The organism is Campylobacter sp. IFREMER_LSEM_CL1846, assembly GCF_025772105.1.
GTDB classification, from domain to species: Bacteria; Campylobacterota; Campylobacteria; order Campylobacterales; family Campylobacteraceae; genus Campylobacter_D; species Campylobacter_D lari_D.
In genome coordinates this window covers 1-13,657 of sequence record NZ_JAKMRM010000005.1, presented here as the reverse complement: position 1 = coordinate 13,657, position 13,657 = coordinate 1, and the positions used below count along the sequence as shown (strand labels likewise).

13 protein-coding genes are annotated in these 13,657 nt (G+C 29.1%); 2 read left to right on the top strand and 11 right to left on the bottom strand.

Annotation, left to right across the window (positions count from 1 at the left end; translation table 11 throughout):
- Entirely contained in the window at positions 1–2,022 is a 2,022-nt protein-coding gene (locus L8W40_RS03400; protein ID WP_263664671.1) for an ATP-dependent helicase, read from the top strand.
- Between the two features lie 60 nt (positions 2,023–2,082).
- Entirely contained in the window at positions 2,083–2,607 is a 525-nt protein-coding gene (gene tpx, locus L8W40_RS03395; protein WP_263664670.1) for a thiol peroxidase, read from the top strand.
- Between the two features lie 58 nt (positions 2,608–2,665).
- Here the strand turns inward: tpx and msrA are convergent, their stop codons facing one another.
- The 11 genes from msrA to L8W40_RS03340 all read right to left on the bottom strand — a co-directional run.
- Positions 2,666–3,166, bottom strand: coding sequence for a peptide-methionine (S)-S-oxide reductase MsrA (msrA, locus tag L8W40_RS03390; RefSeq protein ID WP_263664669.1), 501 nt, complete (start codon positions 3,164–3,166; stop codon positions 2,666–2,668).
- Positions 3,156–3,521, bottom strand: a complete 366-nt coding sequence (locus tag L8W40_RS03385; RefSeq protein WP_263664668.1) for a hydrogenase maturation nickel metallochaperone HypA — start codon at positions 3,519–3,521, stop codon at positions 3,156–3,158. Before L8W40_RS03385 ends, msrA begins: the two co-directional genes overlap by 11 nt.
- Positions 3,521–4,492, bottom strand: coding sequence for a hydrogenase expression/formation protein HypE (gene hypE, locus L8W40_RS03380; protein WP_263659856.1), 972 nt, complete (start codon positions 4,490–4,492; stop codon positions 3,521–3,523). The genes L8W40_RS03385 and hypE overlap by 1 nt, the downstream gene beginning before the upstream one ends.
- Position 4,493: 1 nt before the next feature.
- A complete protein-coding gene (hypD, locus tag L8W40_RS03375) occupies positions 4,494–5,585 on the bottom strand; it encodes a hydrogenase formation protein HypD (RefSeq protein WP_133318873.1) in 1,092 nt (363 codons plus the stop codon).
- Positions 5,572–5,853, bottom strand: coding sequence for a HypC/HybG/HupF family hydrogenase formation chaperone (locus L8W40_RS03370; protein ID WP_012661500.1), 282 nt, complete (start codon positions 5,851–5,853; stop codon positions 5,572–5,574). Before L8W40_RS03370 ends, hypD begins: the two co-directional genes overlap by 14 nt.
- Positions 5,853–6,587, bottom strand: a complete 735-nt coding sequence (gene hypB / locus L8W40_RS03365) for a hydrogenase nickel incorporation protein HypB (RefSeq protein ID WP_261530076.1) — start codon at positions 6,585–6,587, stop codon at positions 5,853–5,855. The genes L8W40_RS03370 and hypB overlap by 1 nt, the downstream gene beginning before the upstream one ends.
- Before the next feature lie 63 nt (positions 6,588–6,650).
- Complete coding sequence (gene hypF, locus L8W40_RS03360; protein ID WP_263664667.1) at positions 6,651–8,849, bottom strand: carbamoyltransferase HypF; 2,199 nt, start codon at positions 8,847–8,849, stop codon at positions 6,651–6,653.
- Positions 8,830–10,344: a hypothetical protein gene (locus L8W40_RS03355; RefSeq protein WP_263664666.1), complete on the bottom strand. Its 1,515-nt coding sequence runs from the start codon at positions 10,342–10,344 to the stop codon at positions 8,830–8,832. The genes hypF and L8W40_RS03355 overlap by 20 nt, the downstream gene beginning before the upstream one ends.
- 76 nt (positions 10,345–10,420) lie before the next feature.
- Positions 10,421–11,086: a M48 family metallopeptidase gene (locus L8W40_RS03350; protein ID WP_263664665.1), complete on the bottom strand. Its 666-nt coding sequence runs from the start codon at positions 11,084–11,086 to the stop codon at positions 10,421–10,423.
- Positions 11,062–12,378 carry an MATE family efflux transporter gene (locus L8W40_RS03345; protein ID WP_263664664.1) on the bottom strand — a complete coding sequence of 439 codons (1,317 nt, stop codon included), beginning with the start codon at positions 12,376–12,378 and terminating at the stop codon, positions 11,062–11,064. The genes L8W40_RS03350 and L8W40_RS03345 overlap by 25 nt, the downstream gene beginning before the upstream one ends.
- A gap of 71 nt (positions 12,379–12,449) precedes the next feature.
- On the bottom strand, positions 12,450–13,657 hold a 1,208-nt coding region (locus L8W40_RS03340; RefSeq protein WP_263664663.1), incomplete at its 5' end, for a DUF2920 family protein.

Here is a 13,657-nt window from a genome sequence, read left to right as displayed (position 1 = left end):
ATGCCCTTATCGCGTTTAAATGAAGAACAATATAAAGCCGCTAGTGCTCCTTTTGGACACAATCTAATTATAGCAAGTGCAGGCACGGGTAAAACTTCAACTATAGTTGCAAGAATAGCTTTTTTACTTCAAAATGGTATAAAGCCTGAAAAAATTATGCTTCTAACCTTTACAAACAAAGCTAGTAAAGAGATGATTGAAAGACTTGGTAGGTATTTTGATAAAAGCATTACTTCAAAAATCACAGCAGGAACCTTTCATAGTACTGCTTATTCTCTACTTAAAGAGTTAAATCACGATATTATTTTAAAACCTGCGAGTGAGCTTAAAATTCTTTTGCGTTCTATTTTTGAAAAACGCACTTTTCATCATTTAAGCGATACTAAACCTTATATGCCAAGCTATTTGTATGATGTGTATTCTTTATTTCAAAATACTAATGCAAACTTAGATGAATTTTATAATTGGTTTTGTCAAAATTATGATGAACAAGCTGTTTATGCTGAAATTTATGAAGATATTTTAAAAGAATACGAAGAAGAAAAAATGCGTTTTAACTATGTGGATTTTAATGATTTATTGATCAAATTAAAACATATTTTAGCTTCACATCATTTTGAATTTGATGAGATTTTAGTAGATGAATATCAAGATACTAACACCTTGCAAGGCTCGTTAATTGATGCTTTTAAAAGTAAAAGTTTGTTTTGTGTGGGTGATTATGATCAAAGTATTTATGCTTTTAATGGGGCTGATATTTCTATTATAGGAAGTTTTAAAGATAGATTTGTCGATGCAAATATTTTTACTTTAAATAAAAACTATCGTTCTAGTAAAAATATACTTGCGTTAGCTAATAAGGTTATTTTAAACAATGAAAGATTATATCCTAAAGAATTAATTGTAACTAGAGAAGGAGATTTTAAAGCGCCAAGTTTGCTAACTTTTAATGAATTATTTGATCAATACTCTACCATAGCAAAAATAATCTTACAAAGCGGGGTTAATCTTGATGAAATTGCTGTGATTTTTAGAAACAATTCTAGTGCAGATGGAGTAGAAGTAGCCTTAAGAGAACTTGGCATAGCAAGCAAAAGAAAAGGTGGAGGAAGTTTTTTTGAAAGCTTGGAAGTTAAAAACTTTTGCTCTATGCTTGCAATCGTGCTTAATCCAAAAGATATCATGGCTTTTATACATTTACTTGAATACACCAAAGGAGTTGGTGGGGTTTTGGCAAAAGATATTTTTGATGCTTTATTAAAATTAGGAAATTCTAGTTTAATTAAAGGCTTTTTAAATCCTGATAGTAGTGTGAATTTAAAAAAATACAAAAAACAAAGTTACCAACTAGGACTTTTTGATGATATTGAGGAGCTAGCCTCGCCTTCAAGATTTAACTTAGAAAGTGAATTTAACACCCACCCTATTTTAAGCTTACCCAAAATCAACGAGTTTTGTGCAAAAAATCTTGAAAAAATTTATCTTTTTATTAAAAAAGCAAGTGAGTGTAAAATCTCGACCCAACTTGTAGATTTGATTTTAGAAAATGATTATTTTAAAGAAATTTGTGATATTTTGGCAACTAAAAGAGCGACTAATAAAAATTCCAATGTTGATTTAAATAAAAAAAATGAAATTTTAGAAAAAATCAACGCGAAAATGTTTGTATTAAAAGAACTTGCTAAAAATTATAGCGATAATTATAAATACTATAACTTTCTTACTCTTGGTGCTAGTGAAATGAGTAGTGGTAGTGGGGTTAATCTTTTAAGCATACATGCTAGTAAGGGGCTTGAGTTTGAACTTGTATTTGTAATTGATCTTGCACAAGGAAGATTTCCTAACCAAAAACTCATGAGCATGGGTGGAAGTTTGGAAGAAGAAAGAAGACTTTTTTATGTAGCTGTAACTAGAGCCAAAGATACTTTATACTTAAGCTATGCAAAATATGATAAGATTAAAAAAAGCAATTATCAACCCTCGTGTTTTCTAATCGAAGCAGGTATGTGCAAAGAAGAATAAAAATAAGACTTTATTAATCTTTTTATATTATGATTAATAAAAATCATTCAAGGAGAAAAAATGAATAGTGTATTATTCAAAGGAAATAAAGTAAATTTAAAAGGAAACAACATCCAAGTTGGTGACATGGCTCCAAATATCACTTTAAAAGCCAAAGATCTTTCAGGTGTTGAAATTGCTCCAAAAGGTAAAACTCAAATTATTATCAGCGTTCCAAGCCTTGATACCCCAGTATGTGCAACCGAAGCTAGAGAATTTAATAAAAAAGCAGCAGCAAGCGGTGTAGAAGTAATCGTAGTTAGCATGGACTTACCATTTGCTATGGGTCGTTTTTGCTCAACTGAAGGTATAAATAATTTAACTGTTGCGAGTGATTTTGTTTCTAAAGAATTTGGTGAAAAATATGGTGTTTTAATGGCTGATGGTCCGCTTGAGGGAATTTTAGCTAGAGCAGTGTTTGTAATTAAAGATGGCGTAGTTGCTTATAAAGAATTAGTAAATGAAGTAACAGAACTTCCTAATATGCAAGCTTTAGAAAATTTCTTTAGTCAAAGTTGTGGATGTGGTGGTTGTGGTTGCCACTAAATTTTAAAAGCCTGCAAAAGGCTTTTAAATCTAACTGCAAAAATACTTAAAAACAATATTAGCAATTAACCTTTTCTAATTTTGGAGCAATAACAAATCTACAATAAGCTTGACTAGGATTATTTTTAAAATATTTTTGATGATAGTTTTCAGCCTTATAAAATTTTTCTAGTTTTAAAACTTGTGTAACTATGTCTTTGGTGTAATATTTTTGTGCTTTTTGTAAAAAATTGCTAATAATTTTTAACTCCTCATTAGTTTGATAAAAAATAACTGATCTATACTGCGTTCCTTCATCGGCTCCTTGTTTATCTAAGCTTGTTGGATCGTGCATTTTGAGAAAAATTTCTAAGATTTTTTCTAATGAAATTTGTTTTTCATCATAAATTATCTTAGCTACTTCTATATTCCCATCACCATTTACCACGCTTTCATAACTTGGATTTGGCTTACCACCGCTATAACCTACTTCTGTATAAACTACGCCTTTGATTTCATCAAACACAGCTTGAGTACACCAAAAACAACCCGCACCTAAGATGATTTCTTTATTTGTCATTATTTTCTAAATCCTCGTTTTCTTTTAAAACAAGTTGCATAAGATAAAGTTCTTCTCCATCTATGATTTTTAAATCTTTATCTTCGCATTTTGGGCACCAAAAGATATTATTTTCAAGTACTCCACTAAAATGGCACTTTTGACACTCAACTACTACTTCTTGAATATGCATAATAAATTTAGCATTCTTACACAAGGGACTATTTTCTTTAAAAGTTTCAAAGCTTCTTTGCAAAAGTGGAGGTTCAACCCCACTTAAACGCCCTATTTTAACATGCACTTCTTCAATAACTTTTTCTTGAGCATATTCTTCACAAAGTTCTAGTAATGATTCTGTAATACTTAACTCATGCATTAGCAAATTCTTGGTAAAAGCTCGCCTTTTGGAGCTTCTAAAATGCGTTTCGCTCCATAAGCATTTTCTAAAACCACTCTTGCTTTTTTATTAGCTGTGATTTCACCTATAATAGCTGCATTAGTATTAAATTGTTTTAAAATTTCTAATGCTTTTTGTTCATCTTTTTTATCTACACAAATAATAAAAGTTCCTTCATTTGCAAGCTCATAAGGCTCATACCCAAAAAGCTCACAAACCCCTAAAACTTCATCGCAAACTGGGATTTTTTCTTCAAATATTAAAAGCTCTAAATTACTTAATTTAGTCCATTCATTTAAAACTGCACTAAGCCCACCACGCGTAGCATCACGCATTGCTTTTATGGAAATATTTGCATTTAAAAGTGTTAAAACTTCATCTTTTAAGCTTTTACAATCACTTTGGATATTTGCCTCTAAATTATTTCTTTCAATCAAAACCGCACAACCATGAGCTCCAATATCCCTTGAAACTAAGATACTACAACCACTTTTTAAGTTTTTGGTATTGATTTTTTGTATATTTTTACCTATACATGAAGTATTAATGTATATTTCATCGCCTTTATTTTTAGGAACAACTTTAGTATCCCCGCAAACTAGCTTTACTCCCGCTTTATCGCATTCTTCTTTTATAGATTTTAGTATAATTTTTAACTTTTCTAGCTCAAAACCCTCTTCTAAAATTAAAGCTAATGATAAATATAGTGGTTTTGCTCCCACCATTAATACATCATTTACGCTACCACAAACTGCTAATTTTCCTATATTTATATCTTTTAAAAAGATAGGATTTAATACAAAAGAATCAGTACTAAAAGCCAAATCATCTAAAATAGCAGCGTCATTTGCTTCTTTTAAAACATCATTTTCAAAAATAGAAAAAATTTCACTTATCAAAGCATTCATTTCTTCGCCACCGCCACCATGGGCTAAAGTAATTTGCTTCATTTTATGCCTTATCTTGATAGTATTTATAATAAGCCGCGCAAGCTCCTTCACTAGAAACCATACAGCTACCTATGGGATTTTTTGGAGTGCAAGCTTTTGCAAACACCTTACAATCGTAAGGCTTAGCTAAGCCTCTTAAAATTTGACCACAAATACAAGCCTTGCTTTCGTTTTTACTTTGTACTTTACAATCAAACACTTTGCTAGCATCTAAGTGTGCAAATTCATCTTTTAGACAAAGCCCGCCATTTACAATCACTCCAAGACCTCTAAATTCAAAATCACAAGGTTTAAAGTATTTTTCCACTAAAGCCTTAGCTTTTAAATTTCCTTCTTTGCTAACTACTCTGTGATATTCATTATAAACTTCAAAAGTATTTGCATTCATTTGCTCTACTATATTTAACACACTAAGCATTATATCAACTGGCTCAAAACCACTCACTGCTATAGGAGTTTTGTATTTTTTAGCAATAGGTTCATAAATGTTTGATCCTGTGATAACGCTTACATGGGAAGGCCCTAAAAAGGCGTCAATTTTTACATTTTCATCTTGCATGATAGCTTCTACCGCGGGTGGAACCAACACATGATTAATATGAAAAAATAAATTTTTTAAATTTAAAGCTATACCTTTTTCTATAATCACCCCACTCATAGGTGTAGTTGTCTCAAAACCTATGGTAAAAAAGATTATATTTTTTTCAGGGTTTTTTAAAGCTATATCTATCACATCCAAAGGTGTATAAAGTGCTCTAATATCAGCCCCTTTAGCTCTAAGATCAATTAAGCTTTCATAACTTCCTGGCACTTTAAGCATGTCACCTAATACACAAAAGATAGTATTTGGCATACTTGCAAGCTTTAAAGCTACATCAATACGCTCTCTAGGCATAACACACACAGGACAGCCTGGGCCATGAACAAAATTAATTTCTTTTGGCAATAAATCAGGCAAACCAAATTTCATAATACTATGCGTATGTCCACCGCAAATTTCCATGATATTAATAGGCTTAGTAATTTTAGAAGCAATAAGTTCTTTTAAGGTTAAAATTCTTTCTTTATTTCTAAAATCATTAATTAAATCCATTTTTTAGCCCCATATCGCCTTCATTTTCATCGATTTGTCCATTTTGCATTTTCTCTGCTATATCAGCATAAATTTTTAAACTCTCTTGTGCAGCTTGAGTGTCGATTTTCTCCATAGCAAAACCCACATGTATAAGCACATAATCGCCTACTTTTAAAGGCTCGCTTATTAAATCCAAACTTACTCTTCTTTTAACCCCTAAAGTTTCTACTATGGCTGAATTTAGCTCATCAATTTCTAAAATTTTAGAAGGTATAGAAAGACACATTAGTTAAGCTCCTTTTTCATTTTTAGATAATTTATCCAAAGATCAAATCCTGTTTTTGTTTTACTATCTAAAATCATAATATCTATTTTAGGATTTAATCTTTTAGCTGCCATAGAAGCTGCTTTGAAATCAAAGTCAAAATGTTGAGCCAAATCGGCTTTAGTAATGACCAATAAATCAGCCTTTCTAAACATCACTGGATATTTTTCTACCTTATCACTACCTTCTGTTACTGAAAGTAAAACTACATTTAAATGCTCGCCCAAATCATAACTTGCAGGACATACTAAATTTCCCACATTTTCAACAAATACTATATCAAGTTCACTAAGTTTAAAATGATGTAAAGCTTCATGCACCATAAAAGCATCTAAATGACAAGTTTGTCCTGTAGTAATTTGATGAGCTAAGCCTCCTGCTTTAATAATGCGATTTGCATCATTATTAGTTTCTAAATCTCCTTCAACCACAGCTATTTTTAAATCATCTTTTAAAGTTTTTATAGTTTCTTCTAAAAGCGTTGTTTTACCGCTTCCTGGGGAACTCATTAAATTAATACAAAGAGTATTATACTCATTAAAATGCTCTCTATTATGAGCTGCTTGATGATCATTTTTTGATAAAATTTTACTAATAACATTAATAGTTTTTTCATCTTTTAAAACAGGATTTTCATGATGGTGATCATGATGATGTTCATGTCCATTAATAGAACAACCGCAATCTTTACACATAATCTTTCCTTTATATTTTTATTTTATTGTATATAAAAAAGTATTAAAAAAATATGAGTTTTATTAAGTTTTTAAAGATAAATAATGCACAAGTTGCCCAAGTGCGATAGAACTATCATTGCAAGGAAATTGCAAAGAAGTTTTATAAGCAAAATTTTTTCGATCTAAAATTTCAAGCAAGGTTTTGTTTTGAAATACCCCACCACATAAAAGCACTTCTTCTTTAAATTTTTTTGAATATTCTATAATTAAATTTGCAATGCCATTTAGCAAACCTGTGCTAATTTTAACTTTATCTTTATCTTCTAAAGCTTGCAAAAAAGCATTTTTAAAGCAAATTTCTTTTTCATTGATGTCAAATTTGTAACTATAATCAAGATTTTTATCATAATATTTTTCCATCAAAAGCCCAATTTGTGCTTCATAATCAAGCTTTTGTATATCAAAAGCAAAAGCGCCAAAAGCATCAATAATCCTACCAAGAGAACTCGTATATAAAGAGCTTTGAGCGTGAATTTTTTTAAGATTATTTAATTTTACTTGAGAAAATTTAGCTAAAAACTCGCTAGCTTTGCTTTCTAAATTAAAATCAAAAATCAAAGCTAAAGCTAAATTTGCGATATTTTTAATATCTGCATTAATTAGTTTGAAATTTTTAAAATGATTTAGCCTTTCATAGCTTTTTAAACTCGCTCTAAAAATCTCCCCACCCCAAATTTTTCCATCATCTCCATAACCTGTTCCATCAAAAACAAAGGCTAAAACATCATTTTTGTAAATTTTGTGTTCAAATAAACAAGCACACAAATGTGCATAGTGATGTTGCACGCGAAAATTTTTATAATCTTTAAATTCTTTTACATAGTTAAATTGTGGATGTTTATCACTTAAAATTTGATCAAAATTTAGTTTATAAGAGTTTTGAAAGAAAGTTAAAATTTTAAAAAATCTCTCTTGTATGTCTAAACTTTTCATATCGCCTATATAAGGAGAAATGAAAATTTGATTTTTAAAAAAACATGCAAATTCGTTTTTTAACTCACTTCCTAGAGCTAGAATATTTTCTTTTGTATTAAAAATACTTGCTGTATTGATATAAAGTGGGTTAAGACCCCTTGAAGTCCTTAAAAACATAATTTTTTCGCTAATAACTTGAGCAATGCTATCATCGCTTGAGTTGTGTATTGTTCTATCATAATCAAGATAAAAATCAAATACATCACTAAGTTGCTCTAAAAGTTTTGTTTCTTCATAAATAATGCTTTGTGAACTTAAATTAGCACTTGTTGCAATGATAGGTTTTTTAAAATGTTCAAAAAGCATTAAATGCGTTCCCATATAAGCTAACATAATGCCTATTTTATTGGTATCTGGTGCTAAGCTTTTATGGATATTTTTGCTATTTAAAATAACTATGGGTTTTAAATTTGAAGTTAAAAGTTTTGCTTCAGCTTCATTAATAAAAGCTAATTCTTGAGCCATTTTAAGATCTTTTACCATGATAGCAAAAGGCTTTTTAGGGCGATTTTTGCGTATTCTAAGTTCATTTATAGCATTTTTATTTGTGCTATCACAAATTAAATGAAACCCACCCATACCTTTAAAAGCTATGATTTTGCCTTCTTCTAAAAGCTTTGCAAGCAAGATAAAAGCTTTTTCATCTTTGGCTAAAATATTTTGATTTTTATCTTTCAAAAAAATAGTAATTTTACATTTTGGGCATGAGAGTGGTTGGGCATGAAAACGACGATTAGTAGGATCTTTATACTCGCTTTGACAAAAAGAACACATTTTAAACTCATCCATAGTCGTATTAACTCTATCATATGGGAGTTTTTTTATAATAGAAAATCTTGGTCCACAATTTGTACAAGTGATGAATGGATATTTAAATCGCGGATTTTTCTCATCGTAAAATTCATTATAGCAATCCTCACAAAGAGCAAAATCACTTAAAATCGGGCTAAATTTTTCACTATCTTGTGAAGTACTTATGATAAATTCATTATAAGTTTTTTGAAGTTTTTTATAAGAAAAGCTAAAATCATCTATCCTAGCTAAAGGTGGTAAATTAGCAAAAAGTTTTTCTTTAAAAATTTTTAAATCATCATTACCACACTCAAGGATTATAACAACACCTAAGCTATTATTATAAACTTCACCTTTTAAATTAAGCTCTTTAGCTATGTTAAAAACAAAAGGACGAAAGCCAACACCTTGCACTAGCCCTTTAATATGAATTTCATATCCAAAGTGGGACATCACTTAACTTAAAAAATGGTATGTGTTTAAATACATTTTTGCTAAGGCTTTTATGCTCAAACAAGCTCCCACTAAGCACGGCACAATCAACTTGCTCTTTAGCCTTTAAATCATCAAATAAATCTCTTAAAAAATACACCAAACTCTCAACAACACCTAAGGCTATGATTTGATTTTCTACTCCAGCAAGCTTAAAACTCATCACACTTCTTAAGGTCTTAGTGTAATCAAATTCTTTTTGCTCATTAAGCTTAAAGTCTATCCTAACACCTTTTGCCATTTTACTCTCATCAGCTAAGGCCAAAAGTGCTAATGCTGCTTTTTTCTCGTCTTCACTAAGCTCTAAAATCATCCCTACCATGCCAAAAAGATTAAAAAAATTATTAGCCATATTTAGTTCTTTTCGCACAAGAATAAATTCTTTTTCGTAATTAGCTAATAATCTCTTAGCAACATCATCTTGACTTATAGTTTCATAAAACTCATCAAAGCTTTTTGGTAAGCAAAGTTTTAAAAGATTTAGTTCTTTATCAAGTAAGATAATATCATCATTTCTTTTGCTAAGTTCTAAAAGCAAAGGCTTTTTGTCTTTAAAATCAGACAATATACAAGAAATTCTTGCGAAATTTTTATCCTCTTTTTGAAAAATCAAATTTTTAAACTCGGGTAAAATATAATCATAACCCCTACAAACTACTAGTTCATTTTCGATTAAAGCTACTTCAAAATCATCTTCAAAATGTTCTAGCTTTTTAAAATTTAAAAACTTAATTCCTTCTTTTTCAAGTTCAAAACATAAAGCAAACAAGAAAAGATTATCATATATTTTGATTTTAAAATATTCATGATTTAATTGATGATTTTGTCTAAAAATAGCATTAAATTTAAGCTTCATTAGAGGCTTTTCAACCCCTGCTAAGATTTTAAATTGCTCGTTATTGCAAGAAAAAAATGCATTGATATGTTTTGGGTCACAAGGTATTAAAAAATCATCCAATGCTTCATTAAAAATTTCAAAAGCATATATTCCTTTTGGACTTTTAAAATGCATTTTTTCTTTGTTTTTTAATTTTTCCAAGGCTTTTTTTAAATTATCGTAGAAATTTTCTTTAGTGATTTTTATAAAATCTTCTTCTATTTTAAATTCTTCTTCTACAAAAATACCCCATTCATTTTCTAAAAGCTCGCCATTAGTATAAGCATTTGCATTAAGTCTTGTTAAAAAACTTCTTTGAGTAAAAGCTTTTTCTTTTTTTATAGGTGTAAAATCTTCTTCTATAACTTTTAAGTCAAATTTGTTTAAAAAAACACTATGGCTGATATTTTCTAAATTAGAACAAAAGGCTTGAATTTCATCTTTTTCGCCTTTAATCTTAATGATAATTTTTTCATCTTTTTGCTCATAATCATACACATAATCTTTAGCATAATAAGCTAACAAATACTCAAAAATATCATTTTTAGATTTATAATCAAAAGTAATTTCTAAAAGCAAGTTTAAAACCTTAAAATTAAATTTTTAAAAATATAAATATAACAATTTTAATTCTAAGGAAAGCTTAAAAATATACTTAAAAAATAAGACTTTTTAAAAAAACTTCTCTTGCTTTATAATCAGGCATAAATTTATATAAAAAATCATAAAATTCTTTTTGATGATGTGGGTAGATTAAATGTGTAAGTTCATGTAAAATCACATATTCTATAGCTTTTATAGGTTTTTGCATAAGTTTTAAATTTAAGTTTATGTATGCTTTTTGATGATTACAAGAACCCCATCTTGAAATCATTTCTTTAATGCAAATTCTTTGCACTTTTCTCTTGTGGACAAATTGCCATTTTTTTATAAAATACTCAAAAATCACTCTAGCACTACGCCTTAAGAAAAGATCTAAGGACTTTTGATTTTTTGCAAAAATTTTATCTTTTTTTATAAGAACTTTTTTATGATTTTCGTTAAAAACTAGCTTGTATTTTTTACCTAAAAAATACAATTCATCACTTGCTAAAACTACTCTTTTTAAAGAAAGTTCTTTTTCTTTGGCTCTAATCCAACTTTCATTTTTTTCTAAAAATCTTAAAACATCTCTTTGCTCATAATATAGCGGTATACTAAGCTTGAAAGTTAAATCCCTATCTATCTTGAGTCTTAAGTATTTAAGTTTTTTCTTTTCAAAAACAAAACGAAATTCTTTAAATTCTAAAATTCCTTTTATACTAGTGCTTTGCCTTGCCATTTTTTACTTTTCCATCTATATGAATTTACTATACCGCGCAAAAACTCATCTGCACAAAAACCTATCCAAACTCCTAAAATTCCAAGTCCAGCATAAAAACAAAGCACATAGCCAACCGGTAAAGAAACTCCAAGCATAAATACCACTCCACTTAAAAACGGAAACCTCGCATCACCACTTGCTCTTAGCGAATTCACCATGACTATATTAAAAGTTCTTGAGATTTCTAAGAATATTGAAAGAGTAAAAAGTGGTATCATAAGTTCTTTTAAACTTTCTTCAAGCTTTACTACATCCATGGTAAAATCTTGCAAAACATAATTAAGTAAAGCTACAAAAGCACTTGCAACCACGCTAAAATACAAAGCTATCCAAGTATGTTTGTAGGCCACATTTAAGTATTTTGCACCGACTAATTTACCTATGATAATTTCATTTGCTACACTTATAGCTTGCCCTACTAGCATGATGAGCAAAGAAATTTGAAAATAAATCGTTTGAACGCTTAAATTTTCTTTACTCAAACTTGCTACAAAAGCAAAAGCTATGGTGTATTGTATAAACCATATCAAATGCTCTCCTGCTGCAAAACCACCGATGTTAAAAATCTTTTTAAGCACAGCTTTTTCAAGACTTATCATCTCTTTAATTTTAAGATGAATTTTAAGTTTAAAACTAAGTATTACTACAAGCATACCAAAGGCGACCAAACGCCCAAGTATATTACTAAGCCCTACTCCAAAAAGCTCTAGTTTGGTAAAATGTAATACATAAAAATTTCCTATAAATATCACAACATTCATCAATAAGGTAGTAAACATAACCCAATAAGCCATATTATACACCCTAATAATAGCAGCCAAAACTATACCCATAGCGTCAAAAAACAAGCAAATTCCAAGCATGTGCAAGTAAATTTCACTATTCTTTAAAAGCTCATTTGGAATTTGTAAAAGATAGAGTAAAAACTCTCCATGCCATAAAATTAAACTTCCGCACACAAAACCAAGCAAAGCATTTAAAAATAAACTTTGATGAATTGCCTTTCTTGCTAGAGTGTAATCTTTAGCCCCTAAAGCTTGAGCAATCACTACACTACAACCCACACTTAAAAAACTAAAAATAATGATAAATAAATCTGCTACTTGATTACCCGCACCCATAGCTCCAACCAAAAAGTTAGAATATTGCGAAACCATAACGGTGTTGATAATCAAAGAAAAATATCTTAAAAACATTTCAAGCAATATAGGCATACTAAGATGTTTAAGTGAAAGTTGTTTGCTTGCCATAAATACTCTTTTTGATAATAATCTTTTGAAAGTAAAAAGTAATTTTACTTAAAAATTACTTTTTACAAGCTTTATAATATTTCTAAAACAAATTTATCATTTTCATCTTTAAAGGTAAAAACTTTATTTTTACAAGGATAAGATATACTATCTTTTTTCATACTAAATGTTTTATCTTTTAATTTTTCAAGCATAATAGGTAATTCTTTATTAAATAATGCCTTATCAGGAATTCCACAGCCATGAGTTAAATTTTTAATAAATTTACCATCTATATCTTTTTCATCTATTAGATGAAAATCTACTTCATAATTTAAGGCTTTTAAAATTTCTATCATAGAAATTTTATGATCAGCTGGAGTTAAGTCATCTTTAGCACTATGATAACTTGTATAAATAATATTTTTATTCTTTTGAGCTTGTAAGATCAAATGATCTTTATTAAGTAAAGCTCTTATTAAATAATTTTCATCAGCAAAATAATAAGGTGAGTTTGGGTTTTTGCGTGTCCAATAAGTTTCCACATAACAATGAACTTTACTATTTAACTCATCTTCGTTTAAAATAGCATCACCTTTATTTAAATCCCTTCCTATGATATATCTTAATGGAGGCAATGCAGCACCTGAATTATCTATTACTCCATCTACATACCAAGGAGCTATTTTAGCACACATTAATGCCACTAAGCCACCGTATGACCCCCCCCCGTAAATTTTAGGTAAAGATTTAAATTGAGGATAATTTTTCATTATATCTTTTAAGGCATTGATATGATCAATAGCAGGCATAATGGCAAAATTATTATACTCATTGTTAGGTGGGATAAAAGTCACAGATAACTCAACCTTATAGTCTTGATTTAAAATTCCTTGTTCTTTTAATATACTCATTTTTTGATCAAGAATTTGATAATATTTTTCTATATTTTTTGTATTATCTAGCACTTCAAATTCTATTTCAAAATCCCTGAAAGCCTTTTCAAATGTTCTTATATCGTCTAATAAAAAAGTCATTTCAGCGCTATATTTATCCACATCAGAAACTCTTTGGCAAAAACAATGATAAAATACATTTACAGCTACTACATCAAATTTTTTAGCTATAAAATTTCTATAACTTTCTAGAAAATGTATATTTGCATTTGCTCCATATCCACCTATGATAAAAACAATAGCTTTCATTTGCTTACTATCATCATAAGTGATTCTATATTCTAATTTACTTTCTCTTTTTATATTTAATTCTACATCATCACAAGAGTCTATAAAATAAGTTT

Excerpts from the sequence above, each read along its gene's own strand:
- L8W40_RS03400 (WP_263664671.1), top strand. The coding sequence starts at position 1 with ATGCCCTTATCGCGTTTAAATGAAGAACAATATAAAGCCGCTAGTGCT.
- tpx (WP_263664670.1), top strand. The coding sequence starts at position 2,083 with ATGAATAGTGTATTATTCAAAGGAAATAAAGTAAATTTAAAAGGAAAC.
- msrA (WP_263664669.1), bottom strand. The coding sequence starts at position 3,166 with ATGACAAATAAAGAAATCATCTTAGGTGCGGGTTGTTTTTGGTGTACT.
- L8W40_RS03385 (WP_263664668.1), bottom strand. The coding sequence starts at position 3,521 with ATGCATGAGTTAAGTATTACAGAATCATTACTAGAACTTTGTGAAGAA.
- hypE (WP_263659856.1), bottom strand. The coding sequence starts at position 4,492 with ATGAAGCAAATTACTTTAGCCCATGGTGGCGGTGGCGAAGAAATGAAT.
- hypD (WP_133318873.1), bottom strand. The coding sequence starts at position 5,585 with ATGGATTTAATTAATGATTTTAGAAATAAAGAAAGAATTTTAACCTTA.
- L8W40_RS03370 (WP_012661500.1), bottom strand. The coding sequence starts at position 5,853 with ATGTGTCTTTCTATACCTTCTAAAATTTTAGAAATTGATGAGCTAAAT.
- hypB (WP_261530076.1), bottom strand. The coding sequence starts at position 6,587 with ATGTGTAAAGATTGCGGTTGTTCTATTAATGGACATGAACATCATCAT.
- hypF (WP_263664667.1), bottom strand. The coding sequence starts at position 8,849 with ATGTCCCACTTTGGATATGAAATTCATATTAAAGGGCTAGTGCAAGGT.
- L8W40_RS03350 (WP_263664665.1), bottom strand. The coding sequence starts at position 11,086 with ATGGCAAGGCAAAGCACTAGTATAAAAGGAATTTTAGAATTTAAAGAA.
- L8W40_RS03345 (WP_263664664.1), bottom strand. The coding sequence starts at position 12,378 with ATGGCAAGCAAACAACTTTCACTTAAACATCTTAGTATGCCTATATTG.